The organism is Bradyrhizobium sp., assembly GCF_016462955.1.
Lineage (GTDB): Bacteria > Pseudomonadota > Alphaproteobacteria > Rhizobiales > Xanthobacteraceae > Bradyrhizobium.
This window is the reverse complement of record NZ_JAEMSD010000067.1, coordinates 2,202-16,306: the sequence shown is the minus strand read 5'-3', so window position 1 is coordinate 16,306 and position 14,105 is coordinate 2,202. Positions and strand designations below refer to the sequence as shown.

12 protein-coding genes are annotated in these 14,105 nt (G+C 61.9%); 6 read left to right on the top strand and 6 right to left on the bottom strand.

The window, feature by feature from the left end; all coding sequences use genetic code 11:
- Positions 1-313: 313 nt before the first annotated feature.
- Positions 314-1,918: a recombinase family protein gene (locus tag JHD07_RS10145; protein ID WP_291621564.1), complete on the top strand. Its 1,605-nt coding sequence runs from the start codon at positions 314-316 to the stop codon at positions 1,916-1,918.
- A 302-nt stretch (positions 1,919-2,220) separates the two neighbouring features.
- On the opposite strand, the gene JHD07_RS10140 is transcribed toward JHD07_RS10145, so the two are convergent.
- Both JHD07_RS10140 and JHD07_RS10135 read right to left on the bottom strand, forming a co-directional pair.
- Positions 2,221-2,370 carry a hypothetical protein gene (locus JHD07_RS10140; protein WP_291621562.1) on the bottom strand — a complete coding sequence of 50 codons (150 nt, stop codon included), beginning with the start codon at positions 2,368-2,370 and terminating at the stop codon, positions 2,221-2,223.
- Positions 2,371-3,864: 1,494 nt separating this feature from the next.
- Complete coding sequence (locus tag JHD07_RS10135) at positions 3,865-4,605, bottom strand: hypothetical protein (RefSeq protein ID WP_291621560.1); 741 nt, start codon at positions 4,603-4,605, stop codon at positions 3,865-3,867.
- A gap of 211 nt (positions 4,606-4,816) precedes the next feature.
- On the opposite strand from JHD07_RS10135, the gene JHD07_RS10130 reads away from it, so the two are divergent.
- A complete protein-coding gene (locus JHD07_RS10130) occupies positions 4,817-5,011 on the top strand; it encodes a hypothetical protein (protein WP_291621558.1) in 195 nt (64 codons plus the stop codon).
- A gap of 1,009 nt (positions 5,012-6,020) precedes the next feature.
- Complete coding sequence (locus tag JHD07_RS10125; RefSeq protein ID WP_291621557.1) at positions 6,021-6,464, top strand: potassium channel family protein; 444 nt, start codon at positions 6,021-6,023, stop codon at positions 6,462-6,464.
- 35 nt (positions 6,465-6,499) lie between these two features.
- Here the strand turns inward: JHD07_RS10125 and JHD07_RS10120 are convergent, their stop codons facing one another.
- Positions 6,500-7,183, bottom strand: coding sequence for a helix-turn-helix domain-containing protein (locus tag JHD07_RS10120; protein WP_291621555.1), 684 nt, complete (start codon positions 7,181-7,183; stop codon positions 6,500-6,502).
- Between the two features lie 297 nt (positions 7,184-7,480).
- Between JHD07_RS10120 and JHD07_RS10115 the strand changes: the two genes are divergently transcribed.
- Positions 7,481-8,104, top strand: coding sequence for a response regulator (locus tag JHD07_RS10115; RefSeq protein WP_291621552.1), 624 nt, complete (start codon positions 7,481-7,483; stop codon positions 8,102-8,104).
- Positions 8,105-8,140: 36 nt separating this feature from the next.
- On the opposite strand, the gene JHD07_RS10110 is transcribed toward JHD07_RS10115, so the two are convergent.
- Genes JHD07_RS10110 through JHD07_RS10100 form a run of 3 tightly spaced genes read right to left on the bottom strand, consistent with a single transcriptional unit; the run spans position 8,141 to position 11,318 of the window.
- Positions 8,141-8,716 (bottom strand): invasion associated locus B family protein, encoded by a 576-nt coding sequence (locus tag JHD07_RS10110; protein ID WP_291621551.1) that lies wholly within the window; start codon positions 8,714-8,716, stop codon positions 8,141-8,143.
- 23 nt (positions 8,717-8,739) lie between these two features.
- Positions 8,740-9,618, bottom strand: a complete 879-nt coding sequence (locus tag JHD07_RS10105) for a dienelactone hydrolase family protein (RefSeq protein WP_291621549.1) — start codon at positions 9,616-9,618, stop codon at positions 8,740-8,742.
- Positions 9,619-9,629: 11 nt separating this feature from the next.
- Positions 9,630-11,318, bottom strand: coding sequence for a transporter (locus JHD07_RS10100; RefSeq protein WP_291621547.1), 1,689 nt, complete (start codon positions 11,316-11,318; stop codon positions 9,630-9,632).
- A gap of 136 nt (positions 11,319-11,454) precedes the next feature.
- Here JHD07_RS10100 and JHD07_RS10095 point away from each other — a divergent pair, with 136 nt between their 5' ends.
- Positions 11,455-12,135 (top strand): YoaK family protein, encoded by a 681-nt coding sequence (locus JHD07_RS10095; protein ID WP_291621545.1) that lies wholly within the window; start codon positions 11,455-11,457, stop codon positions 12,133-12,135.
- Complete coding sequence (locus tag JHD07_RS10090; RefSeq protein ID WP_291621543.1) at positions 12,132-13,841, top strand: SulP family inorganic anion transporter; 1,710 nt, start codon at positions 12,132-12,134, stop codon at positions 13,839-13,841. The genes JHD07_RS10095 and JHD07_RS10090 overlap by 4 nt, the downstream gene beginning before the upstream one ends.
- The last annotated feature ends 264 nt before the right edge of the window (positions 13,842-14,105 follow it).

Below are 14,105 nucleotides of genomic sequence, written 5' to 3'. Positions count from 1 at the left end.
TTATGGGCCGGGCTTGCTTCGCTTCTCGGCTCGGCTGCCCTGGGGTGGGTGAGCCAGCACTTTTCTTCGTTGGTTCGATGATCCTTCGATGGAAAGAAGAGCGATATGCGAGACCCGGTGGCGCACTTGTTAAGCAGCTCGCGCCGAATCCTGAAGGCTGCAGGGTTCAAGCGGTGCCGTGCCTAAAGGCATTCGCAAAAACTAGAGTCGAAGCTTGCGCGATCGGTTGGGAGTGTACCAACCATCGGCGAGCTTTGCCGAACTCCCGTCAAGAGCTGTGTCATAACCATGGCATCGGCGAAGGGGCCGGGACATGGCGCAGGCGCGAAGGGTTGCTGAAGCAAGCCAGGTGCGGGTGCGGGCCGCGCAGTACATTCGCATGTCCAGCGAACAGCAAAGATATTCGACCGCGAACCAGGCACTTGCGATCGCAGCCTACGCGATCGAGCACGATCTGGAGATCGTGCAAAGCTACATCGACAAGGCGAGGAGCGGATTAACGATCAAGGGCCGCAGCGCGCTGCAGCAGCTGCTTCATGACGTGAAGACGGCGCGGGCGGATTTCAAGGTGATCCTTGTGTTCGATGTCAGTCGCTGGGGCCGCTTCCAGGACGCGGATGAAAGCGCCCACTATGAGTTCATCTGCAGAAGCGCCGGCGTTTCGGTTCAGTACTGTGCCGAGCAGTTCGACAACGATGGCAGTTTCATGTCGAACATCGCCAAGCAGCTGAAGCGCATTGGCGCGGGTCAGTTCAGTCTTGATCTCTCGAAAAAGGTGTTCGCCGCGCAATGCCGCTTGGTCACCCTGGGATTTCGGCAAGGTGGTTCCGCGGGCTATGGCCTGCGTCGTGAGCTTGTCGATGCGGCTGGCCGATCGAAGGGCTTTCTAGCCAACGGCCAGCGCAAGGCTTTGCAGGAAGATCGAGTGCTGCTGAGACCCGGACCAGCGGAGGAGCAGGAGGTCGTCCAGCGCATTTTCCGTGCATTCGTCGAGGAGCGAAAGTGCCCGTCGGCTATCGCCAAGGAGCTGAACGGCGAGGGCATTCTGAACCAGTTCGGGCGGCGATGGACCAGTTGGACACTTCGCTATCTGCTCAAGAACGAGCACTATATCGGAGTCAACGTCTACAATCGCAGCAACTGGAAGCTCGGACAGAAACCCAAACCAAACCCGCCTGACGCTTGGATCCGCTCGAAGGCATCGTTCGCGCCCATCGTGAAGCCGTCGCTGTTCTGGAAAGCTCAGAAGATTTCCAGCCGCCGACGCCTGCTGCTGTCGGATCGCGATATGCTGGACCGCTTGAAGGCCCTGCTGGTCCGGAAAGGGGAGCTGAGTAAGTCGATTATCGATGCGTCGTTCGATCTTCCCGGCAGCGGCGCGTATATCAAAAGGTTCGGTAGCCTCAGGAAGGCCTATGCCGCCATCGGCTACTATCCGGACAGTCTGAGATATCAAGACGGGCGCCGCGCGGTCATCGCGACTCTGGTTGAAGTTCGGGAGGAGTTTGTCGACGAACTCGTTGCGTTCGGGCATTCGCTCGCTTTCGACCCGAAAACAGGCCTCATCACCATTGATGGGGCAGTCAAAGTCACAATCGCGGTAGCGCGCGCGAACATTGCCCGCGGCAAATTTCCGCGGTGGGGCCTCAGGCGTCGCATCGACCAACGGGCCGATCTCGTCGTGGTCGCACGGATGGACGAAGACAATCGCGAGGTCATGAGCTATGTCGTGCTGCCGCCCGCGCGCTTGACCGGCGCGTTTCTGCTCACGGGAGAGCGCACGCCTGGCAACATCAACAACGGCCAGTTCGCAACCCTGGAAGAGGCGGTCGAGGCCGTGCTTCGTTTTAAAGTCCGCAAGGCGGAGCGTTCGGCAACTGGCGGCAGTCGGAAATCCGGGCGGCACCGCGGGGGATGACATCCGCAGCGGAGCCCCGGAAATGGCCGTAACCGTTCACCCAACAAGAACGCCGCCCGCTTAAACATGACGCGGGCGGCGGGCTTCCAGCCCCGGGGGGAATGGCAATTCCCCGGTGATCATTAGTGTGCACAACACATGCCAAGGTTTTGTGTCACGTATTGAGACATACGCAGAGGGGATAAGGACACTAAGTGAACAGATGTCTTCGTCTGAGACGATGAACCCGCCCATCCGATTCAGGCGCGCCCTCCTGCAGCGCAACGTTGCACGCCTGACGCTAGCCAAGCGCAAGTGCAGCGTCAGTTGTTTGACTTCGACTTATCGTAAAGCTGCTGTGGGATCTGGCCGGTGATATCGGTGCCATCCGAGAGCCGCCATGCCGCCACTCCGAAACAGACGGTCAAAACGACCGCCACGACCATCAGTAGCATCGATAGAAACTGGCTCATACCGCAGTCCTGAACGCTGTGTGAGCGAGCACGGCACAACGATTCGGAAAATACAACCCGCTGACTACAGCCAGTTATCCTCAGGTTGTAAAGCGGTGGAATTACATCGGAAGTCTTTTGCCCGCCGCCACTCAGGCGCCGACTTCGCCGGGCGCAATTCTGGGCTAGGACGGAGCGCGATCTAGCAGGCGCGCCGGCTAGGAAGTAGCGGCAGGAAAAGGAAAAGCCGCAGTGCGGTCCAGCCCCACTGCGGCTCGTTTCCCGGCAAGTTGAAATTGGCTGATGATTAAATCGCGCCGGTGTTCTTTCCATAGAACACCCCGTTCCGAAAATGGATTCCGTACAAGTACGGGCGTGCGTTTTGTACGCATTGCCGGTCTCGGGAAAATATGGCACGGCTCGGGTTCCAGCCCCAAGCTCCTGGCTGCCGATTCAATTGCGGATCATTGCGCCGGAGCAGTGCAGTGAAGGTCGCAGGAGTGCCATGAGGCGACTCCTGCGACCTACGCCGCGACGTTCCGCACGATCGGCACGGCACCAGACCTAAGCACATCCTCGGCCCCCCTGACCTCGATCTTAGTCCGCCATTAGCGAGAAACTGTCAGTGTTGCTTTTGGGACGGGGCCCTGGGGGACATAACAAGGCCCTGCTCAGAGGGGAGGCCCGCCAGCTTGCCAGCCCCCGGCGGGCCTCCCTCACTCAGTGTGGGGTCCACGCCGTGTAAGTTCCTCTAAAGGAACAGCATTTCTTCGTGCGACGAAACACGTTGGAAACAAAGTAATGCTTTCTTAGTCATACCGGGGCTGGCTCATAGTTTACTTAGATCTCTTTCACCCGGACCATTTTTGAGAAATAACGAGGCCGCGGCAGCCCCCCTGCAGCGGCCTCATTTTCGTTTGCAGATCAGAAATCCCGCGAACCTGGGAGGTGGCGGGAGTCGAGTGAAGACGGGTGCAAGGGCTTACAATTTCGAAGTGCCCGGGAAGCAAGCCGCAGTGGGGGGCTGGAACCGCGCTGCGGCTTCTCCTGTCGTGCGAGATACGCCGCCTCAGTTGGTCGCTTCTAATGCAGCCGTATCGAGTATTGGCGACGGCGCGGCAGATCCTTTCCGCCTGGTACACCGCGGATCCCAAAACTCGCCTTACTCCCGCCGGAGGCTGTTATCGTTTCGCGGTACTCTTGGCAGCATGCGATTGATCCATCAACGACCTTACTTTTGCTCCCTTCACCGCCGCATCCTCCGATCCCGTGGCAACGTTCTCGGGCTTGCAATGTGTTGACGGCGGATTGCCACATTGACGCGCAAGCGCCTCCCAGCCCACGCACTTCCCCGACTGGTTTCGATATCCTGGGCCACCATTGTCTCCGCACGCCGCAACTCCGGGAGTGCATGCGCTGGCAAGGAATACGGCGGCAGCAGCAAATCTCTTTCGAGAGCTTACGACGCTATCCGAGAACCACACAGCCGCACGTTTCCTCATACCCCTCATCAGTTCAGGCGCCGGCTCTGCCCTGCGAAACATCGATAACATGCCGGTCGGACCCCACTGTAATGACAATCGTGTAAGACTTGTGCCTTCCATCACCCTGATCAGTTGGCGGCGCAAGGTGAAGTTGACCTCCGTACCATTCACTGGGCAGGAGCGTATTGTCCTTGATCACCGCTTGCTCAAGCACGGCCATGTTGCGCTGGCCTGTTTCGATCGTGGCAGAGATCATCGCTTCATTTTGAGCAGCCGCGTTGCCTTGAGCAATTGCCGCCGCCGTCGGGCTGTAAAACGTGCCAGTACGCCCGCTCGGCGTTGTGTAGTGGCCATAGCCGGCCTGAGAGGCGCTATATGCGTTCGCGCCGGCCGCGACTCCCGTGAGCAGCGCGGCCGCAACCTGGCGGTTTCGTTCTTCCTGAACCAGCATTTCGTAAGTCACAACCTTCATCTCGAAGTCCGAACCGCCGGCGTGTTGGACAGCTTCGACTTGCCCAACCCGAAACTCGACAGGTTGGCGGCTCAGGTTGTTTATGCCCACTACGAAGACGGGACGGCCGTTCGCCTGTAGCTGACGTGCGGCCGGTCGGACCAACACCAAGGAGCTTTTCTGTCGGGAGACGAGGGCGGGCTGTCCGTCCCGCATGAGAGCTTGCTGCTGCGGATTAGACGCCTTGAACGAGACCGTCTCTCCGGCTGTCATGCAGCCAGCCAGCGTGGCGCAGGCGGCCACCACCACGAGAATACGCATGCAAAGACCCCCCTCGAAAGCCACCATGCAAGCGCAACCGCTGCGGGAGAGCAAGTGGAGTCTGCGCGCGGGCGGGCCGAGGTCCTCCGTCAAATGGTCTAAGTCGGGCCAGAGTACCGCAAGCCGCCTGCGCGTCGGAAATATCCAACTCTTTTGGTATTGCCCAACCCGGTAACGTTCGAAAACATGCCGGATAATTGAGGACGTTCCCATGGGGCTTTCTATTCGTTTCTACCTTTTCGCTGAGGATGGGCTCCAGGCGATCTCGCAGCGCGTGATGATAGGGTTGATCCGGGGCAAAGACGCGATGCCGCAGTACGCCGGCACAAGGCAGAAGGTTGCAGACTTAATCCTCGAGAACGAAGGGAAGAAGCCGCTCCGTATCGAGAGGGTGCAGGGGAGCTAGCGGGACCCACAACTAGATCCTGCGAGCTGACATGGTGTACTTTGAGGCACCGAACAATGGTGCAGTGTTTGCAACAGGGTCCATTGCTTTCGGGAATGCGCTGCCGATAAACGGATTCGAGAACAACGTCTCGCAGCTCCTGAGCAATGTGGTGGATACGTTCGTCAAGCCCGGTCCATTGCCTGGTTCGTCAAACAGACCTAGGGAGAACACAGAAGGACTTGAGCGAGTTGGTCTCTAGGCCGACAAGGTTTGGGCGATATCAGACCAGAAGCTGACCACCAATTGACCACCGAAACATCACCAACGAACAGCGATAAAGGTGGTCAATCGCGAGCGAAATCCATTGTTTTTGTTGATCTTTTCGTTTGTTCGGGACGCAGGGGTCGCAGGTTCGAATCCTGCCACTCCGACCAGAAATCATTAGGTTTTTCCTTCTGATCGTTGGTCCTTCCCGAGTCAACCACCGAAACGTATCGGCCCTTTTTGGCCTATGGCCGTGACCGCCCCTAGCAGAAAGTCTGGGTGGTGGTGGCCGTAGGTGTCCTGCGGAACCTCGGGTGACATGCCCAGGAACGCAGCGGCCTCCCAGATGGGCACGCCGCGCTGCATGAGCCACGTCGCAGCAGTATGGCGAAGGGTGTGGGGTTGTCACCTTCCCTCGTAGGCCGGCAAGCCCCACGGCGGTCTTGAAGCCCTTCTTCACCGAGGTGACGGGCTTGCCATTGAATTCAACGAAGCACTCCGCGATCAGCCTGCGGTTCCACCAGTGTCGAAGGTGGGCGAGCAGCCTTGGCGGGATTGGCGCCGGCGTCTGACGCTTCTTCGTCGTGCGCTTGCCGATCGCCTTGCGATAAAAAATACCACGCTCGAGATCCACGAATCATCGGCCTTTTTATTGGGCCGATCATCCTGTCAGTCGCCTGGGAACTAGTTGCCGCGTGGATCGGTCGCGACCAGGATGGGTCCGGCAGTCGGCCGCAATAGAAGAGAGAAAAGGACGACCCTCATGCTGGTGCAGTTTTTCGTTGGCGCCTTGGTCAGCGCGATCAACATCGGCATCCACGCGCTGGTGACTGTCGCCGCCGTCTCGATTGCCCGCACGGCCGGTCTGCGTCCGACCGAGCGGCCGGGGCTGCACCTGATGGGTGTGATGGTCGCGACCGCTGCGGTGCTGCAGACCGCGCACACGCTCGAGGTCCTGGTGTGGGCAGGGGCCTATGGCATTGTTCAGGCCGCCGCGGCCGACAGCGGTCTGCTCTATTTCGCCTTCGTCAACTACACCACGCTCGGCTATGGCGATATCACGCCGGTGCGGGAATGGCGGCTCATCGGCCCGCTCACCGCGATGAACGGCGTCCTGTTGTTCGGTTGGTCGGCCGCAATCCTGTTCGAGGTCCTGCGCAAGACGCTCGATCACCTCGGAATGACCGAGGTGTCCAGAGGGAAATGATCCCGCGCAGGCAGGCACACCGACGATGGGATGCCTCAGGCCGGCCGGTCGAGCACCGCGAGCTGGTGCCGATCCAGCAGCACGATCTGGCGCTGGGTGTTGCCGATGAAGCCGATGACGCCGAGTTCGTGCAGCCGTGACAGGGCGCGGGAGACCGTCTCCAGCGTCAGGCCGAGATAGTCGGCGATATCGCGCCGCGACATCGGCAGGGCCATGACGCCCGCGGCAGTCAATCGCTTGTCCATCTCGAGCAGGAACGCCGCGACCCGTTCCAGCGATGTCTTGCGGCCGAGCAGCAGCATATGATCTTCCGCGTGCTGGAGATTGTTCGTGGTCATGCTGAGCAGGTTCTTGGCGACCGCGGCGTCGCTTTCGGCGACCAGTTCAAGGCTCTGCCTCTTGACGAGACGGACCGTGGTGTCGACGATCGCCTCCGCCGTGAACCGGTGCTCGCTGCCGTTCTCCAGCCCGAAGATATCGCCGCGCAGGTGAAAGGCGCCAATCTGCCTGCGGCCATCGGTAAGCAGCTTATAGCTTCGCACCGCACCATACTTGACCTGATAGACATATTCGGCGGGCTCTTTCTCGCCGTAGACTTCGGTCCCTTTCCTGTACGAAAACTCACTCAGGCTGACGAGCGAGCTCGATTCGCTGGTCATGCCGAGGTCACGGAGAGAATTTGGGCGCTGCGCGGAATCCGTGGTGATGCGAACGAACATAGGCCAACTCCTCAGCTGAACGCCGAATTGGTCTGTCGAACAGAAAATGTCACAGCGAATGAGCCGCGCTATCTCACTCCCGCTGGGGTTGATTTACGATCAAAGCGGTATTCCAATCCATTGTCCCAAGGTTCATTGTACCAAGGGACAGCGTGAGCGATCCTTGCGCCGGCCGGGAAGGCCTCGGGGCCTTCGGACTGCATGTCATTTGGAGGCATGTTCCGATTTAAGGATAATTTGACGGAGGATCATTTCGATCATCCGGCCGCCATCGTTAAACTCTGGGAGAGGTGAAGGGTGCCGGGTCTTGTCCACGTGGTCGATGACGACGCGTCGTTCCGGACGGCGATAGAGCGGCGGCTGAAGCTCGCCGGCTATGACGTCGCGACCTACGCATCGGCGCAGGATCTGCTGGACGGCCCGCCATGTAACGATCAGCCTGGATGCATTCTGCTCGACGTGCAGATCCCCGGCCTGAGTGGTCCCGAGTTGCAGAGCCATTTGATCGCCTCGGGGTCGACACTGCCGATCATTTTTCTGACCGGGCATGCCGACACAGCGACCACCGTGCGGGCGATCAAGGCGGGTGCCGAGGATTTTCTGACCAAGCCGGTTTCGTCGGAGGTCTTGCTCGACGCAATCGAGCGCGCGCTCGCGCGGCAGCACGCGGCACGCGGGCAGCGCGGCAGGCTCGAGGCGTTCCGCACGAACATCGCCTCGCTGACACAGCGCGAGCGACAGGTGTTCGATTTCATCGTACGCGGCAAGATCAACAAGCAGATCGGCCACGAGCTCGGAACGACCGAGCGCACCATCAAAGCGCACCGCCACCAGGTCATGGATAAGATGCAGGTTGATTCGCTCGCGGAGCTTGTTTCGATTGCGGAGCGCCTTGGAATGCTCGATCCGAAAAGCGACTAGCGGGCGTGTTGCAGCTGCGTGACCTGCGCGAGCGGCTCATTCATCGACATATTGCTCCAGCGTTCGGGCCGGTGCACTCTTGTGGACGGAAGCGAATTCGCCCAGCGGCACCGATGTTGTCAATGCCAGCAGGTTGGAGTCGACGGTCTCCAGGACCAGTGTCTTGCCTGACTCCATCTGCTTGACGAGCGCTGCCGGCGCGACGTCGGCAGCAATGCAGGTATTGGTCAGGCACCAGCTGTAGGGCATGCGGACGGGACTGCCCCGATCGACGGTCAGCTTGGCCGGCTGTTGCAGGTACATCCCGACGGGCACGAAGAGCTGCAGCCGCGCCGCAGCAGCGGCCTCTCGCTCGATCAGGTCGATGCGCACGGCCAACTGGCCGGTCGGGAACTTGCCTGATATCGACGTCCGGCACAGCATGGGCGCGCCGCCCGCCTTGAAGCAGAGTTTCTCCCAATTGCCGTAGGTGATGTCCTTCGCCTCGCGCTGCCCCCTTGTCATGACTTCGGCAGGTTTATCGGCTTGTGCAGCGAGACAAGGTAACGCTTGGATCGTGGCAATGAGGGCGAATGGAAGGGCTGCGATATAGTCGCGGCGGGCGCTGGGCATGGTCGCATCTCCGTCACCGGGCTCTATCTTTGCGCGTCGATGAATTTTGTCACCAGTGGGGCCCAGAGCGGGATCGCATCCGGCGAGCCGATGAAGAAATGCCCCTCGCTGCCGAACGGCGGCATTAGGTGATACTCGGCCCGGCCGCCGGCGGCCGTGAATGCCGCATGCATGCGCTTCGACAGTTCGGGGCCGAAGAACGTATCGTTCTCGATGTAGATCCACAGCATCGGCACGCGCGAGGTTCGGCCGAAATCGGCGGTGGCCTCGACCAGTTTGTCGGGCGCGCAGTTGTTGTTCGGCTTGCCGCCGACCCGCCCGCCGCGACCGGCGGCGAACGTGATGATGGCTTTCACCTGCGGCGGATTCACGCTCGATAATGCGATCGAAGCCCAGCCGCCGGCGGACTGGCCGACCACGATTACGTCCTTCGGGATGATGCGTCTCTCGGCCGCCATGTAGTCGATGATCCAGAGATCGACCTGCGCGACGGCAAGACCCGCATCGTGGAAATTGGGATTGGTGCACTTGCCGACCTTCGAGAAAAACGGCCCGTAGACACCACGCTCGGGAATGTCGATCGCTGACGCGCCGTAGCCGCTGCCAACCGGTGCGACCACCAGATAGCCGCGTCTGGCGAACCATTGTGCGGCATCGCGGAATTCCACCAGCGGGAAGAAGCTGCGGTCGGTCGGATTGAGTGATACCCCGTGGTTCATGATCACCAGCGGGAAGGGGCCATCACCGACGGGGCGGACCAGATAAGCAAACATCGGCAGCGGCAACGGGAGCGCCCAGATCTCCTCTTGAATGCGGACGTCATCCTCGGCGCGTGCAAGCGCCTCGAACGCGGCGAGAAGCAGCAGGACTGTCGCGAGGATCATTTCCAGAATCCGGCGCATCGCATATTCCTTCAGCCTGAGGAGGTCGTAGCGACGACGATCGGTCCGAGCACCGTCAACACGACGTTGCCGACCGCGTAGGGCACGGCGACACCCAACACCGGGGTCTTGCTCTCGGCGACGTCGCAGGCACCGGTGACGGCGGCATCCACGGTCATGGCGCCGGCCAGCGCACCGCAGGTCACCACCGGATTCATGCGCAGCAGGTAGTAGGCGACCAGCGTCCCGGCCGTCAGCGGGACCAGCGTGACGACGACACCCATACCGACCAGCAGCACGCCATGAGCCTGGATCGCCGACCACGCGGCGAGCCCGTTGCCGAGCCCGATGGCCGCGATGAAGCCGCCGAGCCCGAGATCGCTCAGGGTCTGCTGTGCCGCCGGCGGCAATGCACCCATGGCGGGATTGCGGGAGCGCAGCCAGCCACAGACGAGGCCCGCGATCAGCGCACCGCCGCCGCCGCCCAGAGTCAGCGCGACCGTACCGACCTTGAAGCTGACAAGGCCGGCCAGAAGACCTGCGGCGACGCCGATGGTGAGGAACGCGATGTCGGTGCGGTCGCTGGTGTTGAGGGCGTGACCGACTTGCTTTGTCGCGCGCGCGATATTGCCGGTGCTGCCGACCAGCGTCATGACATCGCCGAGATAGACGCGCGTCTCTGGGCCGAGCGGGACCTCCCGGCTCATCCGCGTGAGGGAACGCAGGAAGACGCCGCGCGCGCCATCACCGACGATCTCGGCGACGTCCCTGATCGAGCGGCCGTGCAGCCTGCGGTTCTCCACGAGCACCTCGATCACGTTGCCGGGGAGGCTGCGCAACAGCTCGTCAGAGTCGACCTCCGAGCCGATGACGGGCTCGGCGTCGACGATCGCCGCGGTCGGGCCAGTCAGGACGACATCGTCTCCGGCTTCGAGGATGGAGTCGCGGTTCGGCGGAATGTCGGCGCCACGGCGGACGATCCGCTCGATGACGGCGCGGCCGCCGATCTCCACCTCGATGGCCTCGACCGTGCGACCTGCGGCAGCAGAGACTCGATAGGCACGCGCCTGGAACTTGCGATAGGACAGGTTGTCCGCCTTCGCCGGTGCGCCGCCGGCCAGCTCGGCTTCCAGCTTCGCCGCTTCCACCTTCAGATCGATCCCCATCAGCCGTGGCGCGACGAACGGCACGAACAGCAAGGTCAGGATGTAGCCGAGCACATAGGTCACGGCATAGCCGGCGGCGATGTTGGCTTCCTGCTGCTTCAACATTTCGGCAGGGAGGCCGAGCTGCGCCAGCGCGCCCGATGCGGTGCCGATCACGGAAGACTGCGTCAGCGCGCCGGCGGCAAGGCCGGCGGCTGTCCCGGTATCGAGCTTGAACACATGGGCAAAGATGAGCACGAGCACGAGGCCCGTGCTTCCGATCACCAGCGCCAGGACAACCTGCGCCAGAGTTCGGACGCTCAGGGACGCAAAGAACTCGGGCCCCGAGCGGTAGCCGATCGTGAACACGAAGAGGCTGAACAGGATCGCACGGAGAATCGGTGGGAAGGCGAAGCTGCCGAGCTGTCCGATCAGGACCGAGACGATCAGGATGCAGGCCGTGGTGCCGATCGAGAAGCCGCTGATCTTGAGGCGGCCGAGGACAGTGCCAATCGCAATCGCCAGCAGCAGGAAGATCTCCGGTGCGGTGGTGATGATCGACCTGACGGTGCCCATGGTCTCATGTCCCCCGACGCGCTGCCACGATTTGATTGGCGGCAAGGGGAGATTGCTTGATCCAGATCAAGCGTTGGTGCGGACAGGGTGGCGCCTATGACGTGATGGACATCCTGCGACAGCCGGCATTGCCGTCATGAGTAGCCTTGACGTCGCTGCCGGCGCGGTCCGTCGCGACGAAGCGGTCGAGACCGTGCTGCTGCTTGCCTTTGCGGGGGGATATATCGATGCCTACACCTGGATCATCCACGGTGTGATGGCCAATGCCCAGACCGCCAATTTGATCTTCCTCTGGGTCTATGCAACCTCCGGCGACTGGACCAGGGCACTTCACTTCGTGCCGTCCATGCTGGCGTTTTCCTTCGGGATCGTGATTGCGGCGTGGCTGCGGCGCGCGACCGGGGAGCGGGCCTGCACGATCAGCACCCTGATCGAGATCCTGCTGCTGATTGCGATCGGGGTCCTGCACAATCGCCTGCCGGATCTCGCCGGCACGCTCGGCATTTCCTGCGTTGCCGCCATGCAGACCGCGATCTTCACCAAGGTCGAGGGGGTCGTCTGCAACACCGTGATGGCGACCGGCAATTTGCGCCAGGCGATCGAAAATGTTTTCTCGGTATTATCCGGAGGAGCGCCGCCGGGAACGTTGCGCCGGTCTGGCGTCTTCGCCGCCCTCTGTGCGGTGTTTGGCCTTGGCGCCGCGGTCGGCGCCTTCGCAACCAAGAACATTCCCGATCTCGCGCTCGGAATTCCCGTGGTTGCACTTGTGATCGTGCTTTTGCGCTGCGAAGTTGCCCGTCAGGAGGGAGAGCAATGAACCCTCCGTCCGAACAGAGCTGGACGCGGTTCTTTCCACCCGTCGGCTGGCTCTCAGGCTATCGGCGCGAATGGCTGGCATCCGACGCGGTGGCCGGCATCACGCTCGCGGCCTACGCCATTCCGGTCTCGCTGGCTTATGCGGCGCTCGCCGGGCTGCCGCCGCAGGTCGGCGTCTACGGCTACATGCTGGGCGGGATCGGTTACGCATTGCTTGGCGCGTCACGGCAACTCGCGATCGGTCCCACCTCGGCGATCTCGCTGATGATTGCCGCGACCGTCGGCGCGCTCGCGGGCGGCGACGCCGATCGCTATGCGCAAATCGCAAGTCTTGCGGCCTTCGCGGTGGCGGTGCTGTGTTTCATTGCCTGGCTGTTCAAGCTTAGCGTGCTCGTGCGGCTCGTCAGCGACAGCATCCTGGTCGGGTTCAAGGCCGGCGCGGGCCTCACCATCATCATGAGCCAGTTGCCGAGCCTGCTCGGGGTTGCCGGCGGCGGTCACAATTTCTTCGAGCGCGCGTTCAAGCTGATCGGGCAACTCGGCGAAACCGCACCATTGGTTCTGGCGATGGGAGCGGCTGCATTGGTGTTGCTCCTGATCGGGGAACGGTGGCTGCCGGGCAAGCCGGTCGGCATTGCAACCGTGGCGCTGGCCATCGCGGTGGCAACGATGCTCGGCCTTCCGGCGAAGGGTGTGCCCGTTACCGGGAAGATACCGGAGGGGTTGCCGGCGCTGAGCATCCCGACCTTCGGTCTCCTGGAGTTCGACGAGCTGTTTCCGCTCGCGGCCGGTTGCGTGCTGCTGGCCTATATCGAAGGCGTTTCCGCGGCCCGCAGCTTTGCTGCGAAGCATGGCTATCGGCTCGATGTGCGCCAGGAGTTCCTGGGACTGGGCGCCGCAAACCTGGCTGCCGCTTTGGGTCATGGCTACCCCGTCGCCGGCGGCCTGTCGCAATCGGCGGTCAACGACAGCGCCGGCGCACGGACACCGCTGGCCCTGGTGATCTGCTCCGTATCGCTTGGGCTGTCCCTGCTGTTCTTTACGGGAGTATTGATCAATTTGCCCAAGGCGGTGCTCGCGGCCATCGTCTTTGCCGCAGTCTACAGGCTGGTCGATATCCGGGCGCTGATGCGGATGTGGCAGGTCAGCCGGATCGATTTCTACGCCGCCGCGATCGCGCTTGTGTCGGTGCTGCTGCTGGGCATCCTCCAGGGCATTCTGCTGGCCTCGATCGCCTCGATCTTCCTGCTGCTGGCGCGGGCCTCGAAGCCGAACGTCGCATTCCTAGGTCGCCTGCCGGGGACCGGCCGCTATTCCGACAGCGCGAGGCATAAGGATGTCGAGCCGATCGCCGGTGTCATTGCATTCCGTCCCGAAGCCTCGCTGCTCTATATCAATGCCGAGACGATCCTCGATACGGTGCTGGCTTCGCTGCGGACATCGGCGGATGTCCGTCTCGTTGCCTGCGATCTGTCGGCGTCGCCCTATATCGATCTTGCCGGCGCTCGCATGCTGCATGATCTCCATGACGAGCTTGCTTCGCGCCGGATCACGCTCTGCATCGTCGGCGCGCACGCACAGTTGCGCGATCTGCTCCGGGCGGAGGGATTGGCGGAGAAGACCGATAGCGACCAGTGGCTGCGTTCACTCGATAGCGTGCTCGGGAAACATCATCCCGACCCGACCAACCGGCCGGCGTCGGCCTGATCAGAATGCACCGGACCGTTGACTTGGATCAATGGAGCGCCCGGTACCCCACCCACGATCCGCCAATCAGCTATGCCATCGGCGGACAGGGATCGGGAGAGACACATGTCCAAGGATACGAAGCCCGCTCAGAAGCGCATCGATCAGTTCTTTTCCGGGCCCGGAGGGCGAGCGGACGATTGGCGCGACCTGGTGGAGGCCGCAAAGCTGTGGGAGCGGGGCGGGGACCGCGCGAAATATGAGGCCGCGCTGGCCGATCTGTCG

What these genes read in the sequence shown, in the direction of transcription:
- JHD07_RS10100 (WP_291621547.1), bottom strand. Translation starts at nt 11,318, where the DNA reads ATGGGCACCGTCAGGTCGATCATCACCACCGCACCGGAGATCTTCCTG.
- JHD07_RS10110 (WP_291621551.1), bottom strand. Translation starts at nt 8,716, where the DNA reads ATGCCCAGCGCCCGCCGCGACTATATCGCAGCCCTTCCATTCGCCCTC.
- JHD07_RS10105 (WP_291621549.1), bottom strand. Translation starts at nt 9,618, where the DNA reads ATGCGCCGGATTCTGGAAATGATCCTCGCGACAGTCCTGCTGCTTCTC.
- JHD07_RS10095 (WP_291621545.1), top strand. Translation starts at nt 11,455, where the DNA reads ATGAGTAGCCTTGACGTCGCTGCCGGCGCGGTCCGTCGCGACGAAGCG.
- JHD07_RS10135 (WP_291621560.1), bottom strand. Translation starts at nt 4,605, where the DNA reads ATGCGTATTCTCGTGGTGGTGGCCGCCTGCGCCACGCTGGCTGGCTGC.
- JHD07_RS10130 (WP_291621558.1), top strand. Translation starts at nt 4,817, where the DNA reads ATGGGGCTTTCTATTCGTTTCTACCTTTTCGCTGAGGATGGGCTCCAG.
- JHD07_RS10145 (WP_291621564.1), top strand. Translation starts at nt 314, where the DNA reads ATGGCGCAGGCGCGAAGGGTTGCTGAAGCAAGCCAGGTGCGGGTGCGG.
- JHD07_RS10120 (WP_291621555.1), bottom strand. Translation starts at nt 7,183, where the DNA reads ATGTTCGTTCGCATCACCACGGATTCCGCGCAGCGCCCAAATTCTCTC.
- JHD07_RS10090 (WP_291621543.1), top strand. Translation starts at nt 12,132, where the DNA reads ATGAACCCTCCGTCCGAACAGAGCTGGACGCGGTTCTTTCCACCCGTC.
- JHD07_RS10140 (WP_291621562.1), bottom strand. Translation starts at nt 2,370, where the DNA reads ATGAGCCAGTTTCTATCGATGCTACTGATGGTCGTGGCGGTCGTTTTG.
- JHD07_RS10125 (WP_291621557.1), top strand. Translation starts at nt 6,021, where the DNA reads ATGCTGGTGCAGTTTTTCGTTGGCGCCTTGGTCAGCGCGATCAACATC.